This window comes from Nocardioides ginsengisegetis (assembly GCF_014138045.1).
In the GTDB taxonomy this organism is placed as follows: Bacteria; Actinomycetota; Actinomycetes; order Propionibacteriales; family Nocardioidaceae; genus Nocardioides; species Nocardioides ginsengisegetis.
The window spans coordinates 2,134,886-2,154,329 of the sequence record NZ_JACGXA010000001.1 but is presented as its reverse complement, the minus strand read 5'-3'; the positions used below and the strand labels follow the sequence as shown (position 1 = coordinate 2,154,329).

The 19,444-nt window shown below is 71.1% G+C and carries 21 protein-coding genes; 13 read left to right on the top strand and 8 right to left on the bottom strand.

All coding sequences use genetic code 11. From position 1 onward, the window contains the following. Nucleotides 1-2: 2 nt before the first annotated feature. Both FB382_RS10365 and FB382_RS10360 read right to left on the bottom strand, forming a co-directional pair. Nucleotides 3-674 carry a potassium channel family protein gene (locus tag FB382_RS10365; RefSeq protein ID WP_125036383.1) on the bottom strand — a complete coding sequence of 224 codons (672 nt, stop codon included), beginning with the start codon at nt 672-674 and terminating at the stop codon, nt 3-5. Continuing rightward, complete coding sequence (locus FB382_RS10360) at nt 674-1,336, bottom strand: NAD-binding protein (protein WP_182538917.1); 663 nt, start codon at nt 1,334-1,336, stop codon at nt 674-676. Before FB382_RS10360 ends, FB382_RS10365 begins: the two co-directional genes overlap by 1 nt. A 46-nt stretch (nt 1,337-1,382) precedes the next feature. Between FB382_RS10360 and FB382_RS10355 the strand changes: the two genes are divergently transcribed. From FB382_RS10355 to FB382_RS10335, 5 genes are all read left to right on the top strand, one after another. Then, nucleotides 1,383-3,431 carry an APC family permease gene (locus FB382_RS10355; protein WP_343055555.1) on the top strand — a complete coding sequence of 683 codons (2,049 nt, stop codon included), beginning with the start codon at nt 1,383-1,385 and terminating at the stop codon, nt 3,429-3,431. Further along, nucleotides 3,428-4,624: a class I SAM-dependent RNA methyltransferase gene (locus FB382_RS10350; RefSeq protein ID WP_182538913.1), complete on the top strand. Its 1,197-nt coding sequence runs from the start codon at nt 3,428-3,430 to the stop codon at nt 4,622-4,624. The genes FB382_RS10355 and FB382_RS10350 overlap by 4 nt, the downstream gene beginning before the upstream one ends. 51 nt (nt 4,625-4,675) lie before the next feature. Then, nucleotides 4,676-5,506: an SDR family oxidoreductase gene (locus FB382_RS10345; RefSeq protein WP_182538910.1), complete on the top strand. Its 831-nt coding sequence runs from the start codon at nt 4,676-4,678 to the stop codon at nt 5,504-5,506. A gap of 141 nt (nt 5,507-5,647) precedes the next feature. Beyond that, complete coding sequence (gene acnA / locus FB382_RS10340) at nt 5,648-8,323, top strand: aconitate hydratase AcnA (RefSeq protein ID WP_182538908.1); 2,676 nt, start codon at nt 5,648-5,650, stop codon at nt 8,321-8,323. Nucleotides 8,324-8,327: 4 nt separating this feature from the next. After that, on the top strand, nt 8,328-9,062 hold the full coding sequence (locus tag FB382_RS10335) for a TSUP family transporter (RefSeq protein WP_182541459.1): 735 nt from the start codon (nt 8,328-8,330) through the stop codon (nt 9,060-9,062). 152 nt (nt 9,063-9,214) lie between these two features. On the opposite strand, the gene FB382_RS10330 is transcribed toward FB382_RS10335, so the two are convergent. Next, entirely contained in the window at nt 9,215-9,796 is a 582-nt protein-coding gene (locus FB382_RS10330; RefSeq protein ID WP_182538907.1) for a TOPRIM nucleotidyl transferase/hydrolase domain-containing protein, read from the bottom strand. Nucleotides 9,797-9,893: 97 nt separating this feature from the next. On the opposite strand from FB382_RS10330, the gene FB382_RS10325 reads away from it, so the two are divergent. Genes FB382_RS10325 through FB382_RS10315 form a run of 3 tightly spaced genes read left to right on the top strand, consistent with a single transcriptional unit; the run spans nt 9,894 to nt 11,505 of the window. After that, nucleotides 9,894-10,556 carry a phosphatase PAP2 family protein gene (locus FB382_RS10325; RefSeq protein ID WP_182538905.1) on the top strand — a complete coding sequence of 221 codons (663 nt, stop codon included), beginning with the start codon at nt 9,894-9,896 and terminating at the stop codon, nt 10,554-10,556. After that, nucleotides 10,553-10,852, top strand: coding sequence for a thiamine-binding protein (locus FB382_RS10320; protein ID WP_125036374.1), 300 nt, complete (start codon nt 10,553-10,555; stop codon nt 10,850-10,852). Before FB382_RS10325 ends, FB382_RS10320 begins: the two co-directional genes overlap by 4 nt. After that, entirely contained in the window at nt 10,852-11,505 is a 654-nt protein-coding gene (locus FB382_RS10315; protein ID WP_182538903.1) for a thioredoxin-like domain-containing protein, read from the top strand. Before FB382_RS10320 ends, FB382_RS10315 begins: the two co-directional genes overlap by 1 nt. A gap of 3 nt (nt 11,506-11,508) precedes the next feature. On the opposite strand, the gene FB382_RS10310 is transcribed toward FB382_RS10315, so the two are convergent. Together FB382_RS10310 and folE are read right to left on the bottom strand one after the other, a co-directional pair. Continuing rightward, nucleotides 11,509-12,696, bottom strand: a complete 1,188-nt coding sequence (locus tag FB382_RS10310; protein WP_182538901.1) for an NAD(P)/FAD-dependent oxidoreductase — start codon at nt 12,694-12,696, stop codon at nt 11,509-11,511. Beyond that, entirely contained in the window at nt 12,693-13,310 is a 618-nt protein-coding gene (gene folE, locus FB382_RS10305) for a GTP cyclohydrolase I (RefSeq protein ID WP_125037666.1), read from the bottom strand. The genes FB382_RS10310 and folE overlap by 4 nt, the downstream gene beginning before the upstream one ends. Nucleotides 13,311-13,414: 104 nt before the next feature. On the opposite strand from folE, the gene FB382_RS10300 reads away from it, so the two are divergent. The 3 genes from FB382_RS10300 to FB382_RS10290 are packed head-to-tail and all read left to right on the top strand — an operon-like array spanning nt 13,415 to nt 14,815. Then, nucleotides 13,415-13,822 carry a YjbQ family protein gene (locus FB382_RS10300; protein ID WP_125036371.1) on the top strand — a complete coding sequence of 136 codons (408 nt, stop codon included), beginning with the start codon at nt 13,415-13,417 and terminating at the stop codon, nt 13,820-13,822. Next, nucleotides 13,819-14,406, top strand: a complete 588-nt coding sequence (locus FB382_RS10295) for a GNAT family N-acetyltransferase (protein ID WP_220481318.1) — start codon at nt 13,819-13,821, stop codon at nt 14,404-14,406. Before FB382_RS10300 ends, FB382_RS10295 begins: the two co-directional genes overlap by 4 nt. A 37-nt stretch (nt 14,407-14,443) precedes the next feature. Continuing rightward, the gene (locus FB382_RS10290) at nt 14,444-14,815 is read left to right on the top strand and encodes a hypothetical protein (RefSeq protein ID WP_182538899.1); all 372 of its coding nucleotides are present in this window, start codon (nt 14,444-14,446) and stop codon (nt 14,813-14,815) included. On the opposite strand, the gene FB382_RS10285 is transcribed toward FB382_RS10290, so the two are convergent. The 3 genes from FB382_RS10285 to FB382_RS22150 form a co-directional block, all read right to left on the bottom strand. Continuing rightward, entirely contained in the window at nt 14,799-15,602 is an 804-nt protein-coding gene (locus tag FB382_RS10285) for a class I SAM-dependent methyltransferase (protein WP_182538897.1), read from the bottom strand. The two genes, FB382_RS10290 and FB382_RS10285, sit on opposite strands and share 17 nt — an antisense overlap. A gap of 137 nt (nt 15,603-15,739) precedes the next feature. After that, the gene (locus FB382_RS22155) at nt 15,740-16,375 is read right to left on the bottom strand and encodes a helix-turn-helix transcriptional regulator (RefSeq protein WP_343055554.1); all 636 of its coding nucleotides are present in this window, start codon (nt 16,373-16,375) and stop codon (nt 15,740-15,742) included. Between the two features lie 115 nt (nt 16,376-16,490). Beyond that, nucleotides 16,491-17,798 carry an HNH endonuclease signature motif containing protein gene (locus FB382_RS22150; RefSeq protein ID WP_246377139.1) on the bottom strand — a complete coding sequence of 436 codons (1,308 nt, stop codon included), beginning with the start codon at nt 17,796-17,798 and terminating at the stop codon, nt 16,491-16,493. Between the two features lie 267 nt (nt 17,799-18,065). Here FB382_RS22150 and FB382_RS10270 point away from each other — a divergent pair, with 267 nt between their 5' ends. Further along, nucleotides 18,066-18,500 carry an NUDIX domain-containing protein gene (locus FB382_RS10270; protein WP_182538895.1) on the top strand — a complete coding sequence of 145 codons (435 nt, stop codon included), beginning with the start codon at nt 18,066-18,068 and terminating at the stop codon, nt 18,498-18,500. After that, complete coding sequence (locus FB382_RS10265; RefSeq protein ID WP_182538893.1) at nt 18,497-19,426, top strand: SMP-30/gluconolactonase/LRE family protein; 930 nt, start codon at nt 18,497-18,499, stop codon at nt 19,424-19,426. The genes FB382_RS10270 and FB382_RS10265 overlap by 4 nt, the downstream gene beginning before the upstream one ends. Nucleotides 19,427-19,444 lie beyond the last annotated feature (18 nt).

Sequence of the window (19,444 nt, the reverse complement as noted above, 5' to 3'; positions counted from 1 at the left end):
GCTCAGCCGCCGTGGTTCTGCGGGGCGAGCAGCCGCTCGAGCTGGTCCTCGACGTCGGCGGGGACGACGAAGAGCAGCTCGTCACCGCTCTCGATGGGCTGCTCGGCCTCGGGGACGTAGACCTGGCCGTCGCGCAGGATCGTGACGAGGGCACAGTTCTCCGGGAAGGGGATGAGCCCGATCGGCTTCCCGACGTACGGCGAGTCGGTGGGCAGCGTCATCTCGACGAGGTTGGCGTTGCCCTGGCGGAAGGTGAACAGTCGGACCAGGTCGCCGACGGTCACGGCCTCCTCGACGAGCGCCGACATGATCCGCGGGGTCGACACGTTGACGTCGACGCCCCAGGCCTCGGTGAACAGCCACTCGTTGTTGGGGTGGTTGACGCGGCCGACGGTGCGGGGCACGCCGAACTCGGTCTTGGCCAGCAGCGAGGTGACCAGGTTGGCCTTGTCGTCACCGGTCGCGGCGATGACCACGTCGCACTGGTCGAGGCGGGCCTCCTCCAGGGAGGACATCTCGCACGAGTCGGCGAGCAGCCACTCGGCGTCCGGGACGCGCTCGGGCTTGATCGAGCCCGGCTCCTTGTCGATGAGCAGGACCTCGTGGCCGTTGGTGATCAGCTCGCGGGCGATGGACCGCCCGACCGCGCCGGCTCCGGCGATGGCGACGCGCATCAGTGCTCCTCGGGGCCTTGTTCGATCACGGAGTAGGCGTGCGCGGCGTTCTCCTCGCGCATCACCAGGTGCAGCAGGTCGCCCTCCTGGATGACCGACTCCCGGGTGGGCAGCATGCCCTCGCCCAGCCGGTCGATCCAGGCGATGCGGCTGTGCGACTGCATCTGAAAGTCCACCGTGCGGTGGCCGATCCACGCGTCGCTCGCGGGAATCTGGTCGAGGCGGATCGTGCCGGAGGGGTCGCGGAAGTCCGGCTCGGCGCCGGCGGGCAGCAGCCGGCGTAGCACCTGGTCGGCCGTCCACTTGACCGTGGCGACCGTGGTGATGCCGAGGCGCTGGTAGACCTCGGCGCGACCGGGGTCGTAGATGCGGGCGACGACCTGCTGGATCCCGAACGTCTCGCGGGCCACGCGGGCCGCGATGATGTTGGAGTTGTCACCGCTGGAGACGGCCGCGAAGGCATCGGCGCGGCGGATGCCGGCCTTCTCGAGGACCTCCTGGTCGAAGCCGTAGCCGGTCACCTTGTCCCCGTTGAAACCCGGGCCCAGACGCCGGAACGCGTCCGGCTCGCTGTCGATGACGGAGACGGTGTGGTTGCGGTCCTCGAGGCTGCGGGCGAGCGTCGAACCGACGCGGCCACAGCCCATGATCACGACGTGCACGACGCAGACGCTACCGCAGCAGGTTTGTGGTCTAGCCTTGCCGCTCGTGGGAGTCGGCGACGTATCTAAACGCATCCTGTTGGGCCGCAAGCTGCGGAGCTCCCAGCTGGGGGAGACGCTGCTCCCCAAGCGCATCGCGCTCCCGGTGTTCGCCAGCGACGCGCTCTCCTCGGTGGCCTACGCCCCGGACGAGGTCTTCATCATGCTGTCGCTCGCCGGGGCCTCGGCGTACGTCTGGTCCTGGAAGATCGGCATCGCGGTCGCCCTGGTGATGAGCGCGGTCGTCATGTCCTACCGGCAGACCGTGCACGCCTACCCCAGCGGCGGCGGTGACTACGAGGTCGCCACCGTCAACCTCGGCGCCATGGCCGGCACCACCGTGGCCAGTGCGCTGCTCGTCGACTACGTCCTGACCGTGGCGGTGTCGATCTCCTCCGGGGCGCAGTACGCCGCCTCGGCCATCGGCGCGCTCAGCGGGCACGAGGCGACGTTCGCCTCGATCATGGTGCTGGTCCTGATGGCCATCAACCTGCGCGGCATCCGCGAGTCCGGGACCTTCTTCGCCTTCCCGACCTACGCCTTCATGGTCGCGATCCTCGGCATGTGCGGCTTCGGGCTGCTCCGCCTCGCGACCGGCGACCTGCCCCACGTCGAGAGCGCCGGGCTGCACATCCAGCCCGATCCGGGCTACGGCTCCTCGATGTCGACGTTCGCGCTGCTCTTCCTGCTGGCGCGGGCGTTCTCGTCCGGCTGTGCCGCGCTGACCGGTGTCGAGGCGATCTCCAACGGCGTGCCCGCCTTCAAGAAGCCCAAGAGCAAGAACGCCGCGACCACGCTGCTGCTGCTCGGCATGATCGCGATCACGATGATGATCAGCGTCATCGTGCTGGCCAAGAAGATGGGCCTCAAGTACGTCGACCCCAACCAGATGGACCGGCTCACCCTCGACGGCAAGCCGCTGCCGGCCGGCTACGACCAGCACGCCGTGATCGCCCAGATCGCCCGTGCGGTCTTCTCCGACTTCTCGCCCGGCTTCTATGCCGTCGTCACGGTGACCGGCATCATCCTGGTGCTGGCCGCCAACACCGCCTTCAACGGCTTCCCCGTGCTCGGCTCGATCCTCGCCCAGGACGGCTACGCGCCGCGGGCGCTCGGCTCGCGTGGCGACCGGCTGGCCTACAGCAACGGCATCGTCTTCCTCGCGTTCATGGCGATCATCCTGATCGAGATGTTCAACGCCGAGACCACCAAGCTGATCCAGCTCTACATCGTCGGCGTCTTCGTCTCCTTCAACCTCAGCCAGCTCGGGATGATCCGGCACTGGACGCGCCACCTGAAGACCGAGACGGAGCCCTCGGAGCGGCGCCGGATGGTCCGCTCGCGGGCGATCAACACCGTGGGCCTGACGTTCACCGCAGTCGTGCTCGTGATCGTGCTGATCACCAAGTTCCTCGCCGGCGCCTGGATCACGATCCTGGCGATGATCATCTTCTTCCTGATCATGCGCGGCATCCGGAGGCACTACGACAACGTTCAGGCCGAGCTCGCCGCCGACGAGGAGGACAAGATCATGCCGACGCGGGTCCACGCGATCGTGCTGGTCTCCAAGCTCCACAAGCCCACCCTGCGGGCGCTGGCGTTCGCCAAGGCGACCCGCCCCAACGTCCTCGAGGGCGTGTACGTCGCGTCCGACCCCGCGGCCACGAGCCGGCTGCTGGAGGAGTGGGACGAGCGCAACCTCGGCGTCCCGCTCAAGGTGCTGCACTCGCCCTACCGCGAGCTGATCAAGCCGATCGTCGACTACGCGATGGAGATCAAGAAGGCCAACCCGCGCGGGGTGGTCGCGGTCTACATCCCGGAGTACGTCGTCGGCCGCTGGTGGGAGCAGCTGCTCCACAACCAGACCGCGCTGCGCCTCAAGGGCCGGCTGCTGTTCGCCCCCGGCGTCATGGTCACCTCGGTGCCCTACCAGCTGCGGTCCTCCCAGATCGCCCGCGAGCGCGAGGAGCGCGAGCTCGCCCGGGTCCGCCCCGGCGACCTGCGGCGGGGCCAGGTCAGCGGCGGCGAGAGCCACAAGGGGCAGATCCAGCGATGAGCAACCGCAACACCCGTCCCGGCCGCCGGCCGCGGCAGCGCCAGGCGCGGGGCGCCTCGATGGTCGGCCGCCGCTTCGAGGCCGAGGTCGGCCCGGTCGCCCACGGCGGGCACTGCATCGTCCGCGTCCCGACCGGTTCGGAGGTCGAGCCTGCCGAGACCCGGGTGGTCTTCGTCCGGCACGCGATCCCGGGGGAGCGGGTGGTCGTGGAGATCACCGAGGGCACCGAGGGCGACCGCTTCTGGCGCGGTGACGCCGTGGAGGTCCTCCAGGCCTCGTCCGAGCGCGTCGAGCCGCCCTGCCCGTACGCCGGCCCCGGGCCCGGGCTCTGCGGCGGCTGCGACTTCCAGCACGTGACCATTGCGCACCAGCGCGAGCTCAAGGCGGCCGTGGTCCGCGAGCAGCTCGCCCGGCTCGCGAAGATCGACGTACCCGTCACCGTGGAGCAGGTCGCCGGTGACGAGGACGGGCTGCGCTGGCGCACCCGCGTCCAGTGGGCGTCCGGCCCGGGCGGCACCCGCGGTATGCGGGCGCACCGCTCCACCACCGTCATCCCGGTCGAGGACTGCCTGATCGCGCGCACCGACGCCCGCGAGGTGCCGGGTCCGGCCGGGGTCGTGACCGAGCAGGTCGTCACCGCTGCCGGCACCCACAGCTTCGCCGTCGACGCCGACGGCTTCTGGCAGGTCCACCCGGGGGCGCCGCGCGTCCTCGTCGAGACCGTGCTCGACTTCCTCGACGCCCAGCCGGGCGAGCGGGTCATGGACCTCTATGCCGGGGTCGGGCTGTTCGCCCGCTTCCTGGCCGACGCCGTCGGCCCCACCGGCCGGATCGCCGCGGTGGAGGGCGATCGCGACGCAGCGAAGCACGCGCAGGGCAACCTCGCGGGCATCCCGGGCGTGCGCGTCGAATGCGGCAGCGTCGACAAGGTCCTCGCGACCTCGTTCGACGAGCCCTTCGACCTCGTCGTCCTCGACCCACCCCGCGAGGGCGCGCGCCGCGAGGTCGTCGAGCAGGTCGTGGACCGTGCCCCGCGCGCCGTGGCGTACGTCGCGTGCGACCCGGCCGCGCTGGCCCGGGACGTCGCGTTCTTCGCCGAGCACGGCTACCGCCTCGAGCGGATCCGGGCCTTCGACCTCTTCCCGATGACCCACCATGTCGAGTGCGTGGCGCTCCTCACCCGGGACCGCTGAGCACACCCTCCGGTTGTCCTCGAGCGCGCTCCAAGGCCTAGCGTCGCGGACATGACTGAGAAGACCTGGTTCATCACCGGTGCCTCCCGCGGCTTCGGCCGCGAGTGGGCGATCGCCGCCCTCGAGCGCGGCGACCGCGTCGCGGCCACCGCCCGGGACACCGCCACCCTCGACGAGCTCGTCCAGAAGTACGGCGACGCCGTCCTGCCCCTCCAGCTCGACGTCACCGACCGCGCGGCCGACTTCGCCGCCGTCGCGCAGGCGCACGCGCACTTCGGCCGCCTCGACGTGGTCGTCAACAACGCCGGCTACGGGCACTTCGGCTTCGTCGAGGAGCTCGGCGAGCAGGAGTTCCGCGACCAGCTGGAGACCAACGTCTTCGGCGCGATGTGGGTCACCCAGGCCGCGCTGCCGTTCCTGCGCGAGCAGGGGAGCGGCCACATCCTCCAGGTGTCCTCGATCGGCGGCATCTCGGCGTTCCCGATGCTCGGCGCCTACCACGCCTCCAAGTGGGCGCTCGAGGCGTTCTCGCAGTCGCTGGCCGCCGAGGTCGCCGGCTTCGGGATCCACGTGACCCTGATCGAGCCGGGCGGGTTCGCGACCGACTGGTCGGGACCGTCGGCCGTGCGGAGCGAGCCGTTGGCGGCGTACGACGAGGTCCGCGAGCAGGTCGCCGAGCTCCGCAAGGCGCGCTCGGCCGGCTCCGGACCGGGCGACCCGCAGGCCTCGGCCCGCGCAGTCCTCAAGGTCGTCGACGCCGAGGAGCCGCCGCTGCGCGTGTTCTTCGGCGCCGCGCCGCTGGGCATCGCGAAGGCCGACTACGAGTCCCGGATCAAGGGCTGGGAGGACTGGCAGGACGTCGCGCTCCTGGCCCACGGCTGAGCGCACGGGGATTGAGGCGTGTCTCGACTTCGTGTATCTTGACGTCAAGACATTCCGCCGAGGCCACCCCCGTTGTTGTGGGGGAGCGAGCCACGGCAGTATGACCCCAGACCCCCACAAGCCTTCGAGGAGATGCGGCTGATGGCCAGTCAGGACAGCTTCGGTGCCAAGAGCACCCTGGACGTGGACGGCAAGTCCTACGAGATCTTCCGTCTCGACGCGGTGACCGGCGAGGGGCTCGACGTGGCGTCGCTGCCCTTCAGCCTCAAGGTCCTGCTGGAGAACCTCCTCCGCACCGAGGACGGCGCGGACATCACCGCCGACGACATCAAGGCGCTCGCCGGCTGGGACGCCGACGCCGAGCCCGACAAGGAGATCCAGTTCACGCCGGCCCGCGTGATCATGCAGGACTTCACCGGTGTGCCGTGCGTCGTCGACCTCGCCACCATGCGCGAGGCGATGGCCGACCTCGGCGGCGACCCCTCGAAGATCAACCCGCTCGCGCCGGCCGAGATGGTCATCGACCACTCCGTCATCGCCGACGTCTTCGGCACCCCCGAGGCGTTCGAGCGCAACGTCGAGATCGAGTACGAGCGCAACCGCGAGCGCTACCAGTTCCTGCGCTGGGGCCAGGGCGCCTTCGACGACTTCAAGGTCGTCCCGCCGGGCACCGGCATCGTCCACCAGGTCAACATCGAGCACCTCGCCCGCACGATCTTCACCCGTGAGGTCGACGGCGAGCTGCAGGCCTACCCCGACACCTGTGTCGGCACCGACTCCCACACCACGATGGTCAACGGCATCGGCGTGGTCGGCTGGGGCGTCGGCGGCATCGAGGCCGAGGCGGCCATGCTCGGCCAGCCCGTGTCGATGCTGATCCCGCGCGTCGTCGGCTTCAAGCTCAACGGCGACCTGCCCGAGGGCGCGACCGCCACCGACCTGGTGCTCACGATCACCGAGATGCTGCGCAAGCACGGTGTCGTCGGCAAGTTCGTCGAGTTCTACGGCCCGGGTGTCTCCGCGCTGCCGCTGGCCAACCGCGCCACCATCGGCAACATGAGCCCGGAGTTCGGCTCGACGATCGCGGTCTTCCCGATCGACGAGGAGACCACCAAGTACCTCAAGCTCACCGGCCGCTCCGACGAGCAGCTCGCGCTGGTCGAGGCCTACGCCAAGGCCCAGGGCCTCTGGCACGACCCGTCCGCCGAGCCGCGCTACTCGGAGAAGCTCGAGCTCGACGTCTCGACGGTCGTCCCGTCGCTCGCCGGTCCCAAGCGCCCTCAGGACCGCGTGTCGGTCACCTCCGCCGGTGAGTCGTTCCGCACCGCGCTGGCCGACTACACCGACAACGTGGACGCCACGGCCGACGTCGAGATCGACGGCCAGAAGGCCACCATCGGCCACGGTGCCGTCGCGATCGCCGCGATCACGTCCTGCACCAACACGTCCAACCCGTCGGTGATGATCGGGGCCGCGCTGCTGGCCAAGAACGCCGTCGAGAAGGGCCTGTCCCGCAAGCCGTGGGTCAAGACCACGCTCGCGCCCGGCTCCAAGGTCGTCTCCGACTACTACGAGAAGTCCGGCCTCACGCCGTACCTCGACAAGCTCGGCTTCAACCTCGTCGGCTACGGCTGCACGACCTGCATCGGCAACTCCGGCCCGCTCATCCCCGAGGTCTCGGCCGCGGTCAACGAGGCCGACCTCGCGGTCACCTCGGTGCTGTCGGGCAACCGCAACTTCGAGGGCCGGATCAACCCGGACGTGAAGATGAACTACCTCGCGTCCCCGCCGCTCGTCGTCGCCTACGCGCTCGCCGGGTCGATGGACGTCGACCTGTTCAACGACGCGCTCGGCCAGGACACCGAGGGCAACGACGTGTTCCTCCGCGACATCTGGCCGTCGGCCCAGGAGGTCGAGGACGTGATCGCCACCGCGATCACCTCCGAGATGTTCGCCACCGACTACGCCGACGTCTTCGCCGGTGACGCCCAGTGGCAGTCGCTGCCCACTCCCGAGGGCAAGACCTTCGAGTGGGACCCCGAGTCCACCTACGTCCGCAAGCCTCCCTACTTCGACGGGATGCCCGCGGAGCCGGTGGCCGTCACCGACATCGAGGGCGCTCGCGTCCTGCTGAAGCTGGGCGACTCGGTCACCACCGACCACATCAGCCCGGCCGGTGCGATCAAGAAGGACTCGCCCGCGGGCAAGTACCTCGCGGCCCACGGCGTCGAGCAGCGTGACTTCAACTCCTACGGCTCGCGCCGTGGCAACCACGAGGTCATGATCCGCGGCACGTTCGCCAACATCCGCCTCCGCAACCAGCTCGCGCCGGGCACCGAGGGTGGCTTCACCCGGGACTTCACGAAGGACGACGCCCCGGTCACCACCATCTACGAGGCCTCCGAGTCGTACGCCGACGCCGGCACGCCCCTCGTCGTCCTCTGCGGCAAGGAGTACGGCTCCGGTTCGTCGCGCGACTGGGCGGCCAAGGGCACCTCGCTGCTCGGCGTGAAGGCCGTCATCGCCGAGTCCTACGAGCGGATCCACCGCTCCAACCTCATCGGCATGGGCGTCATCCCGCTGCAGTTCCCGCAGGGCGAGACCGCCGAGTCGCTGGGGCTGACGGGTGAGGAGACGTTCTCGATCACCGGCATCACGGAGCTCAACGAGGGCCGCACGCCGAAGACCGTGAAGGTCAGGGCCGGCGACGTCGAGTTCGACGCCGTCGTCCGCATCGACACCCCGGGCGAGGCGAACTACTACCGCAACGGCGGGATCATGCAGTACGTCCTGCGCAACCTGCGCAAGCAGGGCTGATCTCCTGACCGAGCTGTTCTCCGGGCTCACGGCGAGCGCGACCGTCCTGGTCGCGCTCGCCGTTCTCGTCGGGGCCTGGATCCAGTCCGTCGCGGGCCTCGGGATGGGCCTGGTCGCGGCGCCGGTCGTGGCCGTCGTCGCCCCTGAGCTGATGCCGGAGCTGCCGCTCTTCTTCGGCCTGATGGTGAGCACGAGCGTGCTCGTCCTGGACCGTCGCCACGTCGACTGGCGCGCCGTCGGCTGGACGCTCCCGGCCCGCGCGCTGGGCACCGTCCCCGGCGTGTGGCTGGTGGTCGTCTTCACGAACGCGCAGATCGGCATCGCCGTGGCCACCATGGTGCTGGTCGCCGTGCTCGTCTCCTGGCGCACCATCACCGTCCCGGTGAACCCCGCCACCATGGTCGCCGCCGGCTTCATCGGAGGAGTGGGCGGGACCGCGACGTCCATCGCCGGCCCCGCCGTGGCGCTGCTCTTCCAGCACGGCCGGCCCTCGGAGGTGCGTGCCACGCTCGCGGTGTTCTTCGCCGGAGGCGTCCTGATGTCGCTGGGAGCGCTGGCCGTCGTCGGCCACTTCAGCACCGCGTCGATCGGCCTGGCGGTCCTGTGCGCCCCGCTCGTCGGGCTCGGCCTGTGGCTGGGCCACCACACCCGCGACCACCTCCCTCGGGAGCGTTTTCGCCGCGTCGTGCTCCTCGTCTGCGCCGCCTCTGCGGTCGCGCTCCTGCTGAAGTCCCTCTGACGTCGAATCGGTACCTGTGACCACTCGAATCGGGACTTCTGGACAGTTGAGTCGGTAGTTCCGGTCACTTCAATCGGGACTTCCCGTCATCGGGGTCGGCGGTCGTGACCGAAGGTCCCGATTGGCGTGGTCACAACCCCCGATTGAACTGGTCAGAAGTCCCGATTCGACTGGTCGAGGACCGCCCGCAGCGGGGCCGGGACCCGGTCGGGAGCGAGGGCCTCGACCATGAGGGCGGCGTACTTCGCCTTGCGTCCCGACCTCGAGCCGAGGAAGCGCCGCAGCACCATCGCCGGCGTCCAGCCCTGCTGGGCCGGCATCTGCCGCAGCCTCTCCAAGGAACGGCGCTCACCGGCGGCGTCGATCACGGCCTCGACCCCGTCGACGCCCAGTGCCCGGATCAGCTCCTCCTCGAGGTCGGCCTCGCAGCGGAAGAAGCCCAGGTGCTCGAGCCCGCCCGGCTCGGCCGCGGCGGGGAGCCCGGCGGCGACCAGGCCGCGACGTACGAACCCCTCCTCGCCGGCGTCGTAGAGCCCGGCCAGCGCCAATCCCAGCCCGCGGGGGCCGAAGTGCAGGGCGAAGGCGCGGATGTTGGTGATCCCGCCCATGGGCACGACGTCCACGGCGTCGGACGCCAGGTCGCGCTGCTCGCGGGCCGCGAGCGCGTGCAGCGCGGCGCGGTCGCTGTTGCCCTCGACGAGGAGGGCGATGCGGGGCGCGTCCACGGTGACCATTGGCTGCCCTCGGGCGGCGCGGGTCAACTGGTTTCCCCGACCCGACGGGTGCGGGGGATCACACATGCCGCGGTCGCAGGGTGGGTATGTCTTCGGCATGAACACCCCACGTCACGAGGTCCTGCCCACGCTCGCTCGGATCGTGGGCCTCTGGGTGGCGGTCACCGCCGTGGTGGTGGGCCTCGGCTGGCTGATCACCCACCCGCTCGCCAGCGGCCTCGACGGCTTCGACAACCCGATCAGCCGATGGTTCGCCGACCAGCGCACCGGCTCCCTCGACAGCCTGGCCGACGTGGGCACCCTCCTCGGCGAGACGATCACCGGACTGTCCGTCGCCGCCGTCACCGCGCTGGTGTTCTCGCTGTGGCAGCGCTCGATCCGCCCGGCCCTCTTCGTCGCGCTCGCCGAGGCCTGCATCGGCGGCCTCTACTTCGTGGCCACCCACCTGATCTCGCGGGACCGGCCCCCGGTCAAGATCCTCGACGCCGGCCTGGTCCCGGACCACAGCTTCCCCTCCGGTCACGTCGCCACCGCGATCGTCGCGTACGCCGGCATCGTGGTCCTGCTGCGCGCCTACGCGGCCGCGGCCGCCCGGTGGGCGGTCGTGCTGCTCCTGCTCCCCGCCTTCACCCTGCTCGCCCGGCTCTACCAGGGCGCCCACCACCTCACCGACGTGGCGACGAGCGTCTGCTACGCCAGCGTGTTCCTGCTGGTCCTGGCGCGGCTCCTCCTGCCGCGCCCGGATAGCGTTGCCACATGATCGTTGCGTTCAGCATCTCCCCGACGACCGGCGACGAGACCGGCGGCGTCTCCGAGGCCGTCGCGGCGGCCGTCCGGGTCGTCCGCGAGTCCGGCCTCCCCAACGAGACCAACGCCATGTTCACGAACATCGAGGGGGAGTGGGACGAGGTGATGGCCGTGGTCAAGCAGGCCGTCGACGTCGTCGCGGCGGTCTCGCCGCGCGTCGGCCTCGTGCTCAAGGCCGACATCCGTCCCGGGTTCACCGGCCAGCTGACCGCCAAGGTCGAGCGGGTCGAGCGCGCGCTCGAGGCCTGATGTCCCAGTTCTCGACCGGCCAATCGACGCCCGAGACGCCCGAGACGCCCGACGCGCCGGAGGGCCACGAGCGGCCAGGTCGCAGTCGGCTGCCGCTCGTGATCGCCGTCGTCGCCTCCGTGGTCGTGCTGCTCCTCGCTGTCGCCGTGCCGCTCGTGGTCCAGAAGGAGCGGGCGGGCAGCACCCAGAAGGTCGACGCCTCGACCGCGACGCTCGACGACGTCCAGGTCTTCGAGAACCTGCCGCGCGACCACGTCGAGGGCGACGTGGACTACGACCAGACCCCGCCCGTCGGCGGCCCGCACGACCCGGTCTGGCTGGACTGCGGCGTCTACGACGCTCCGGTCCGTGACGAGAACGCCGTGCACGACCTGGAGCACGGCGCCGTCTGGATCTCCTACTCGCCCGACCTGTCGGCGGACGACGTCGCGAAGCTGGCCGAGCAGCTGCCTCAGAACGGCATCATGGCGCCGTACGTCGGCCTGCCCTCGCCCGTGGTCGTCACCGTCTGGGAGCGCCAGCTGGACCTGACCGGCGCCGACGACCCGCGGTTGCCGATGTTCCTCGCGGGGTTCAGCGACGGCCACACGGCGCCGGAGCCGTTCGCGTCGTGCGCCGGCGGCGAGCGCGACCCCGGCACCGTCGGCGTCTGACCCCTACGACTCCAGCCACGCGGGGTCGACGGTGGTGCCGACCCGGCTGCGTACCTCGTCGATGGCGTCCCAGTCGTTGGCGTGCATGCCCGCCACGATGCGGTCGCCGGCGAGCCACCAGGCCGTGAACACCCGGCCCGCGGCGTCGCCGCGGACGAGCACGCGGTCGTAGTCGCCCGGGCCGGCGTTGCCGACGTACTCCATGCCGAAGTCGTACTGGTCGGTGAAGAAGTAGGGCTGCTGGTCGGCGACGGCATCGACGCCGGCGAGGGTGGCCGCGGCGACCTTGCCGTGCTGGATGGCGGTGTCCCAGTGCTCCACCCGCAGCGGCCTGCCGAGCAGTGGGTGGTCGACGTTGGCGACGTCGCCCGCGGCCAGGACGGTCGCGTCGTCGGTCCGCAGGTGGGCGTCGGTGCGGATGCCGTTGTCGACGGTCAACCCGGCCGCCTCGGCCAGCTCGGTGTTGGGCTGGGCGCCGATGCCGACGAGCACGTGGTCGACGACGAGGTCGTCCCCGTCGTCGAGGGCGAGGCGGGTGCCCTCCGAGGTGGCCTCGACCGCGGTGACCTGGGTGCTCGTGCGCACGTCGACGCCGTGCTCTCGGTGCATCGCGGTCATGATCCCCGCGACCTCGCTGCCGAGCACGCGCACCAGCGGCAGCTCGAGCGCCTCGAGGACGGTGACCTCGGCCCCGGCGATGCGGGCGGCCGCGGCGGCCTCGAGGCCGATCCAGCCGCCGCCGATGATGCCGAGACGCAGCCCCGGCCGCAGCAGTCCCCGGAGCGCCACGGAGTCGCCGATCGTCCGGAGGTAGGTCGCGGGCACCCCGCTCTCGTCGACGAGGGGCAGCCGTCGGGCCCGGGCTCCGGTCGCGATCAGGAGCTGCCCGTAGCCGATGTCCTCGCCGGCCGCGTGCACGGTCCTGGCGTCGCGGTCGATCCGCTCGGCGCGGGTGCCGGTGCGCAGGCCGACGTCGTGGTCGGCGTACCACTCGGCGGGCCGGACGATCGCGGTGGTCGCCTCCTTCTCGCCGAGCAGCACGGCCTTGGACAGCGGCGGGCGCTCGTACGGCGGGTGCGCCTCGTCGGCGAGCACGGTGACCGGTCCGGTGAAGCCGTGGGTGGTGCGCAGCTCGTGGACGGCCGTGGCGGCGGCGAGGCCGCCGCCGATCACCACGATGCGGTTGGTCATCGCACACCTCCTCGGGTGAGCGCGAGGAACTCGGCGCGGGAGGCGGGGTCCTCGCGGAGCGTGCCGCGCAGGGTCGAGGTGACCGTGCGGGCGCCCTCGGCGCGGGCGCCGCGCAGGGACATGCAGGAGTGCTCAGCCTCGATGACGACGCCGACCCCGGCCGGGGCGAGTCGCTCGAGGAGGTGGTCGGCGATCTGCGTGGTGAGGCGCTCCTGGGTCTGCGCGCGGCGTGCGAAGAACTCCACGAGCCGGGCGAACTTCGACAGGCCCAGGATCCGGTCGTCGGGCAGGTAGCCGACGTGGGCGACCCCGACGAAGGGGAGCAGGTGGTGCTCGCAGAGCGACCGGACGGGGATGTCGTGGACGAGGACGAGCTCGTCGTAGCCGGCGCTGTTCTCGAAGGTCGTCAGGTCGAAGTCGGGGACCGTGAGCATCTCGGCGTACGCCGCCACCAGTCGGCGTGGGGTCTCGCGCATGTCGTCGCCGTCGATCGGCAGGCCCAGCGCCCGCAGCATGGTGTCGGCCGCGGCCTCGGCGGCCTCGAGGTCGACGTCGGGGGCGGGCTGGGCGATGCGCTGCCGCCAACGGTCGCGGGGGTGCTCGGACTTCGCCAAGTGGGTCACGGGACGCCTCGTGCTTTCTAAAAGAGCGGTATGGGTACGTTAGAGACGTGGCGCCGGAACGTCAAGGCGTGGGGTCCGCGTGGCACGATCGCGCCGTGGACAGCGAGACCAGGACCTACCGCACCGGCGACCGCGAGACCGTGCTCGACCTGACCCGCGACTGCGCCGCGTGGGTGGAGGGACGCGGCGACGGCCTGCTGCACGTCTTCGTGCCGCACGCGACGGCCGGCATTGCGATCCTCGAGACCGGCGCGGGGAGCGACGACGACCTCCTCGCCGCGCTCGCCGACCTGCTGCCCGCCGACGATCGCTGGCGGCACGCGCACGGGAGCCCGGGGCACGGCCGGTCGCACGTGATGCCGGCGCTCGTGCCGCCGTACGCCACCGTCCCGGTGCTGGGTGGGCGCCTGGCGCTCGGCACGTGGCAGAGCATCTGCCTGGTCGACCTGAACGTCGACAACGCCGTCCGCGAGGTCCGGCTGAGCTTCCTGGCGGGCGCGTGAGCACCCCGACGGTCCTGGTCCGCTCCGCCCGACCGGGGGATGCTGCCGCCGTGCGCCGGGTGGTGGTCGCGGCCTTCGAGGACCACGGCGAGGACGTCGCCGCCATGGTCGAGGCGCTGGAGTCCGCCGGACACCGGCGCGCGAGCCTGGTCGCCGAGCTCGACGGCGAGGTGGTCGGCCACGTGCAGCTCTCGCACTCGTGGCTGGACGCGCGGCAGCGCCTGGTCGACGTGCTCGTGCTCTCCCCGCTCGGCGTCCTGCCCGCCCACCAAGGGGCGGGCATCGGCACCCGGCTGCTGGTGGCGGCCGTCGAGGCTGCCCGCGACTCGGGTGCTCCCGCCGTCTTCCTCGAGGGGTCGCCGGACTACTACTCCGCCCGTGGGTGGCAGCGGGGGAGCGCGCTCGGCTTCGAGCGGCCCTCCGTGCGGATCCCCGACCCGGCCTTCCAGGTCGTCACGTTCGCCGCGCGCGAGGAGTGGATGACTGGTCGGCTCGTCTACTGCGACCCCTTCTGGGCGCTCGACTGCGTGGGGCTGCGCGACCCGCTGCTGGCCACGCTGGAGGAGAAGTTCGCCGAGGGCTAGTTCGAACAATTGTTCGAACTCGGCGTATCGTGGGGCCATGCCCACCTACGTCGCCCCGCCCGGCTGGCCCGGTCTCGTCCGGCCGCCCGACGCCCCCGACTGGGAGCGCACCGCCCAGAACTGGCTGCTCGACATCTGCCCCCCGGAGTACCGCTCCTACCCGGCGCTCCGCAACCACCTCGTCGTCCTGGCGCGCTTCGCCGTGCTCCACGTCGAGGCCCAGCAGGCCGCCGTCCGCCGCGGGCTCAGCGAAGCGCGCGCCGACCTCCGCGAGGTCGCCCAGCTCGACGTCGTCGACGCCGCCGTCGCGACCTGGCAGGCGGAGGACGCCCGGCTCTCCGGCGTACGCCGCTCGGCCGGCCTCGTCGAGGAGGCGCTGCGCGGGCGGCGGTTCATCGCCCGGCTGTGACTCGCGCGATCCCCATCATGTGGTTGGACATGTCCCGGACGCCGGGCAGGTGGCCGACCGCTCGGACCATCCGGAGCGCCGCCTCGTGCAGCGCCTCGTCGGCCTCGGCGAGCTGCTCGAAAGCGAGGCCGTCGGGGCCCTCGATCGCGCACACGCCGACGTCGCCCAGGCCGGCCTCGCGCATCTCGTCCTCGAGCTCCTCGGCGGTGTGGAAGTGCGCACCCGGGAAGCGTCCCCAGTCCGGCGCGTCCCCGTGCTCGAGCAGGGCAATCCAGTCCGCCGGGTAGGGGCGCGGCACGCCCGCGACCATCGTCATCTGCGTGTGGCGCGCGAAGCGGGGGATCGCCGCGACGAAGACCCAGCCGCCGGGACGCACCACCCGCCCCGCCTCACGCAGGGCCAGGAGTCGGTCCTCCCGCGTTGCCAGGTGGTACATCGGGCCGAAGGCCAGCGCCACGTCGAACACGTCATCCCCGAAGTCCAACTCCCGCGCGTCGCCCACCATCGCCGCGAAGCTCCCGTGCCGCTTCGCCTCCTGCACCTGCTCAGGGACCGGGTCGACGAGCACCACCTCGTGGCCCAGTGCCGCCAACGGCGCCGCGTGCACGCCCGTCGCCCCACCGATGTCGAGGATCCGTGACCCGGCCTCGATCCGGGCGGCGATCAACTCCTGGACCCGCTCGAACTCCAGGCGTCCCTGCGCCGAGCGCACCGTGAGGCGATCGGCCTCGGTGAACTGCTGCGCGTAGTACGTCTGGATGCGCGCGTCGACGTCCCCCTGCTCCATGCGCGGCAGGGTAGTCCCCGGTCACCAACTTCACCCGCGCGCCGAAGGTCTACAACCTCAACGACGAGAGTGACGCCGACAAGGACCACATCGCCTGCGAGAAGCACTGACCCCTGGGCCTTCGGGGCGTGGGCGGGTCAGCGGCGGCGGCGCGCCTCGGACATCCAGCGCACGTAGAGGGTGGGGTCGATCATGCGCAGCGTGTCGGGCTCGAAGCCGTTCTGCACGCCCCACAACACTGCTTGTGCTCGCCGGTCGACGCCGATCTTGCGGTAGGCGGTGCGGATGTAGGTCTTGACCGAGTTGATGCTGATGAACGCGCGGTCAGCGATGTCCTGGTTGCTGAGTCCCTGCGTGATGAGGGCGATGACCTCGGCCTCACGCGGGGACAGTCCGGCCGAGCGTCCGGGCCAGTCTCCGGCTCCGCCCACGCTGGTCTCGTCGTCGCCGGTGATGATGACCTTCTCGCCGTCCATGACCCGATGGAGGGCCGCCACGATCTGCGGCCCGGTGAGCACCTTGGAGACGTAGCCGTGTGCGCCCCCGGCCATCGCCTCCTCGATGAGCTGCGGGTTGAGGTTCCAGCTGTACACGACCACCTTGGCGCCGCTGTCGCGGATGAAGTCCTCCAGGTCGATCCCGCTGCCCTGCGTCTGGGCGAAGGTGTCGAAGAGAACGATGTCGACGTCGGAGATGACCGGCGTCGAGGCACCGGTCTCGACCACGTCGATGTGCTCGTGGGCGAGGATCGCCGCGACTCCTGCGACCACCACTGCGTAGTCGTCTACGATCGCCAAACGCAACGGACGCTTCACGGGTGCACCATGGCGTGCACTGTAGGCGTGGTTCGGTCCGGGGCGGCGCTCCCTGCCGTGTCCGGCGGGACGGTCAGTTCTCGGAGAACGTCCCCCGTGACGTGACCGTGTAGGTCCGGCCGTGGGGTCCGGTCCAGGTGTAGGTGCCGTCGGTGTTGCGACGGTAGTGCCATCGTCGGCTGGTCTTGCAGCGGTGATGCCGCCGACACAACGGACCGAGATTCCGTGGGTTCGTCTGACCCGGCGGGCCACCCTCGTCGAGGGGGATGTAGGGCTCGATGTGGTCGAGGTCGCAGCCCCTCGAGTCCTTCTGGCACCAGGGGAACACGCAGTGGGCGTCGCGGAGCCGCACCTGCTCGGCCATCCAGGCCGGCGGGTCGTGCCGGTCCACCGCGTCGGTGCGGCGCATGTCCAGCACGGGGAGGATCGTGGCCCTAGTCCCGGCGAGCCAGTCGCGGATCTTGGACAGGGTGGCCGGGCCGAGGCGTTCGGCCCAGCCGGTCGCGGTCGGGTCGGCCAGGTCATCGACGTCGATGTGGACGTACATCCGGGTCACCGGCTTCACGCCGTGCCCGCCGGATTGTGTGGCGATGACGCCGACCGCGCGGGCCTTGCGGACCTCCAACGACTCCTGGTTGAACGGGCTGTCGTCGGTGAGGAGCTGGTGGGCGGTGGCGCAGATCAGGTCGTGCAACGCGGTCACCTCGGCGGTGTCGCCGGTGATCTCCAACGTCGAGGTGCCCGCCCACACCCCGAGGGCGTGCGGGGACCGGTGGGTCAGGTGCACACCCCACGCGGCCTTGGCCTCGTCCTCGGCGTCCGAGACGTTCTCGGGGTCGAGGTCGGCCAGCGCCGCGGCGATGGCGTTCTCGATCGTGGTCACACCCCACGCACCCATCCGGTCCGCCAGGGCGGCATCGACGTGGGCTGCGACCGCCGCGGACTGGGAGGCGCACATCTGCGCGACCCGCCGGGCCCGCCACGCAGGCACCTCGAGGGCTTCGACCTTGGCCCAGATCCGCGGGTGCCGGTGGTGCAGGTTGAGCCCGTCGGCGATGAGTGCGATCCCGGCGGCGGTGGAGATGCCCATCGCGGCCGCAAACGGCTCGGCGGCGAACGCCGCGACCAGCGGTGCGCCATCGCCCGCGATGGCCTCGTCGCAGTCCAACCCACCGCCACCGCGGCCGACCTCGGCCCAGGTCGCAGCATCCGACTCGCCGGTGGCGGGGTGGCGGTGGGCCCACTGCACGGCGTAGCGCAGCTTGCGGCGCTGGGCCTGGCGGTCCTGGACCTCCGCATCGGAGACCAGGGAGAGCAGGAAGTCGTCGTCCAGGTCGTCGACCTGGATCCCCATCCCGCCGTTCATGGTCTCCACCAGCATGGGTCCATTCCAGCAGCGACCACCGACAATCCGAGGCCGCATGAGCCCGTTCCACAGACTCTGGAAGTAAAGAATTTTGGACCTTGATCACAGCGGTCGAGCCAGGCGACCGAAAGCCACAAAGCAGGGCCCGGAGCCACCTCGTGCGAACCCTGCGGCGACCACGAATTTCTGGAAATACGCGCCGAAGGCGCGAGGTCCCGCACCCGACAGCGCGCACCAAGCTCCGGCAGTTGCGCCGAGTCGACAGTGGTTAGGTTGGACGGCATGCATCGTTTCAGCAGCATCGCCCTGGTCGACCAGCGTGGCTGGATCCTCCTGCAGGAGCGCGACGAGCACCCGCTGATCGACCCCGAGAAGTGGGGGTTCCCGGGCGGGGGAGTCGAGGAGGGGGAGAGCTACGAGGAGGCGGCCTACCGCGAGCTCGCGGAGGAGACCGGGGTGAAACTGACCGACGGGCTCGAGCTCTTCGACCGGGTGACCTTCTACAGCGAGTCGTGCGGCGGGTTCGACGAGTTCGAGCTCTGGACCGCCCCCACGACGCTGACCGACGCCGAGATCGAGTGCAACGAGGGTCGCCAGATCGTCTTCGTCGACCCCCACGAGGCGGTCAACCTGCCGCTGACGACCGCGGCCGGGATGGTGCTCCCGCACTTCCTCACCTCGAGCCGCTACGCCGCGATCACGCGCAAGCGCGCATGACCCGCCCCCTCATCGTCGTCCCCGTCCCCGGCGAGGGCGCCGAGGACGTCGTGATCGGTACGACGGGCCGCGACGAGGGCGCCGTCTTCACCGGCACCGCCGACGGCAGCATCTTCCGGATCAGTCACGACGCGCGTCGCATCGACCGGATCGCCCGGACCGGGGGCCGCCCGCTCGGCCTCGAGCTCGACCCGGACGGCCGGCTCCTGGTCTGCGACGCCCACCTCGGCGTGCTGCGCGTCGACACCGCGAGCGGCGCCGTCGAGCCCGTCACGGACAGCGTCGACGGCGCCAGGATGGTCTTCTGCAACAACGCGGCCATCGCCTCGGACGGCACCGTGTGGTTCTCCGACTCCACCCGGGTCCACCCGGTCGAGCACTGGCGCGCCGACTTCGTCGAGAACACCACCACCGGCCGCCTCCTGCGGCTGACGACGGACGGCACCGTCGAGACGGTCCTCGACGACCTGCGCTTCGCCAACGGCGTGGCCCTGCCGGTCGACGAGACGTTCGTGGTGGTCGCCGAGACCGCCGGACGCAGGCTGCTGCGGCACTGGCTGGCCGGCCCGCACCAGGGCACGACCGAGACGTTCGGGGACGACCTGCCGGGCTACCCCGACAACATCGCACGCGGCTCCGACGGGCTGATCTGGGTCACCATCGCCAGCCCCCGCAACGCCCTCGTCGAGCGCCTCTGGCAGGGCCCCCTGTGGGTGAGGAAGTCGGTGACCCGCATCCCCGAGCGCCTCCAGCCGCAGCCCGCCCGCACCGTTCGCGTCCAGGCGTACGACGACGCCGGCGCGCTCGTGCACGACCTCGACGCCGACGCCTCCGGCTACCACATGGCCACCGGCGTGCGGGAGCACGACGGACGGGTCTGGGTGGGCAGCATCGAGGAACCCGCCGTCGCGGTCCTCACGCCCTGAACCCGTAAACTCGCCGGC

Excerpts from the sequence above, each read along its gene's own strand:
- FB382_RS10310 (WP_182538901.1), bottom strand. The coding sequence starts at position 12,696 with ATGACCAACCGCATCGTGGTGATCGGCGGCGGCCTCGCCGCCGCCACG.
- FB382_RS10350 (WP_182538913.1), top strand. The coding sequence starts at position 3,428 with ATGAGCAACCGCAACACCCGTCCCGGCCGCCGGCCGCGGCAGCGCCAG.
- FB382_RS10320 (WP_125036374.1), top strand. The coding sequence starts at position 10,553 with ATGATCGTTGCGTTCAGCATCTCCCCGACGACCGGCGACGAGACCGGC.
- FB382_RS10290 (WP_182538899.1), top strand. The coding sequence starts at position 14,444 with ATGCCCACCTACGTCGCCCCGCCCGGCTGGCCCGGTCTCGTCCGGCCG.
- FB382_RS22150 (WP_246377139.1), bottom strand. The coding sequence starts at position 17,798 with ATGCTGGTGGAGACCATGAACGGCGGGATGGGGATCCAGGTCGACGAC.
- FB382_RS10315 (WP_182538903.1), top strand. The coding sequence starts at position 10,852 with ATGTCCCAGTTCTCGACCGGCCAATCGACGCCCGAGACGCCCGAGACG.
- FB382_RS10285 (WP_182538897.1), bottom strand. The coding sequence starts at position 15,602 with ATGGAGCAGGGGGACGTCGACGCGCGCATCCAGACGTACTACGCGCAG.
- FB382_RS10270 (WP_182538895.1), top strand. The coding sequence starts at position 18,066 with ATGCATCGTTTCAGCAGCATCGCCCTGGTCGACCAGCGTGGCTGGATC.
- FB382_RS10265 (WP_182538893.1), top strand. The coding sequence starts at position 18,497 with ATGACCCGCCCCCTCATCGTCGTCCCCGTCCCCGGCGAGGGCGCCGAG.
- FB382_RS10325 (WP_182538905.1), top strand. The coding sequence starts at position 9,894 with ATGAACACCCCACGTCACGAGGTCCTGCCCACGCTCGCTCGGATCGTG.
- FB382_RS10330 (WP_182538907.1), bottom strand. The coding sequence starts at position 9,796 with ATGGTCACCGTGGACGCGCCCCGCATCGCCCTCCTCGTCGAGGGCAAC.
- FB382_RS10365 (WP_125036383.1), bottom strand. The coding sequence starts at position 674 with ATGCGCGTCGCCATCGCCGGAGCCGGCGCGGTCGGGCGGTCCATCGCC.
- FB382_RS10345 (WP_182538910.1), top strand. The coding sequence starts at position 4,676 with ATGACTGAGAAGACCTGGTTCATCACCGGTGCCTCCCGCGGCTTCGGC.
- acnA (WP_182538908.1), top strand. The coding sequence starts at position 5,648 with ATGGCCAGTCAGGACAGCTTCGGTGCCAAGAGCACCCTGGACGTGGAC.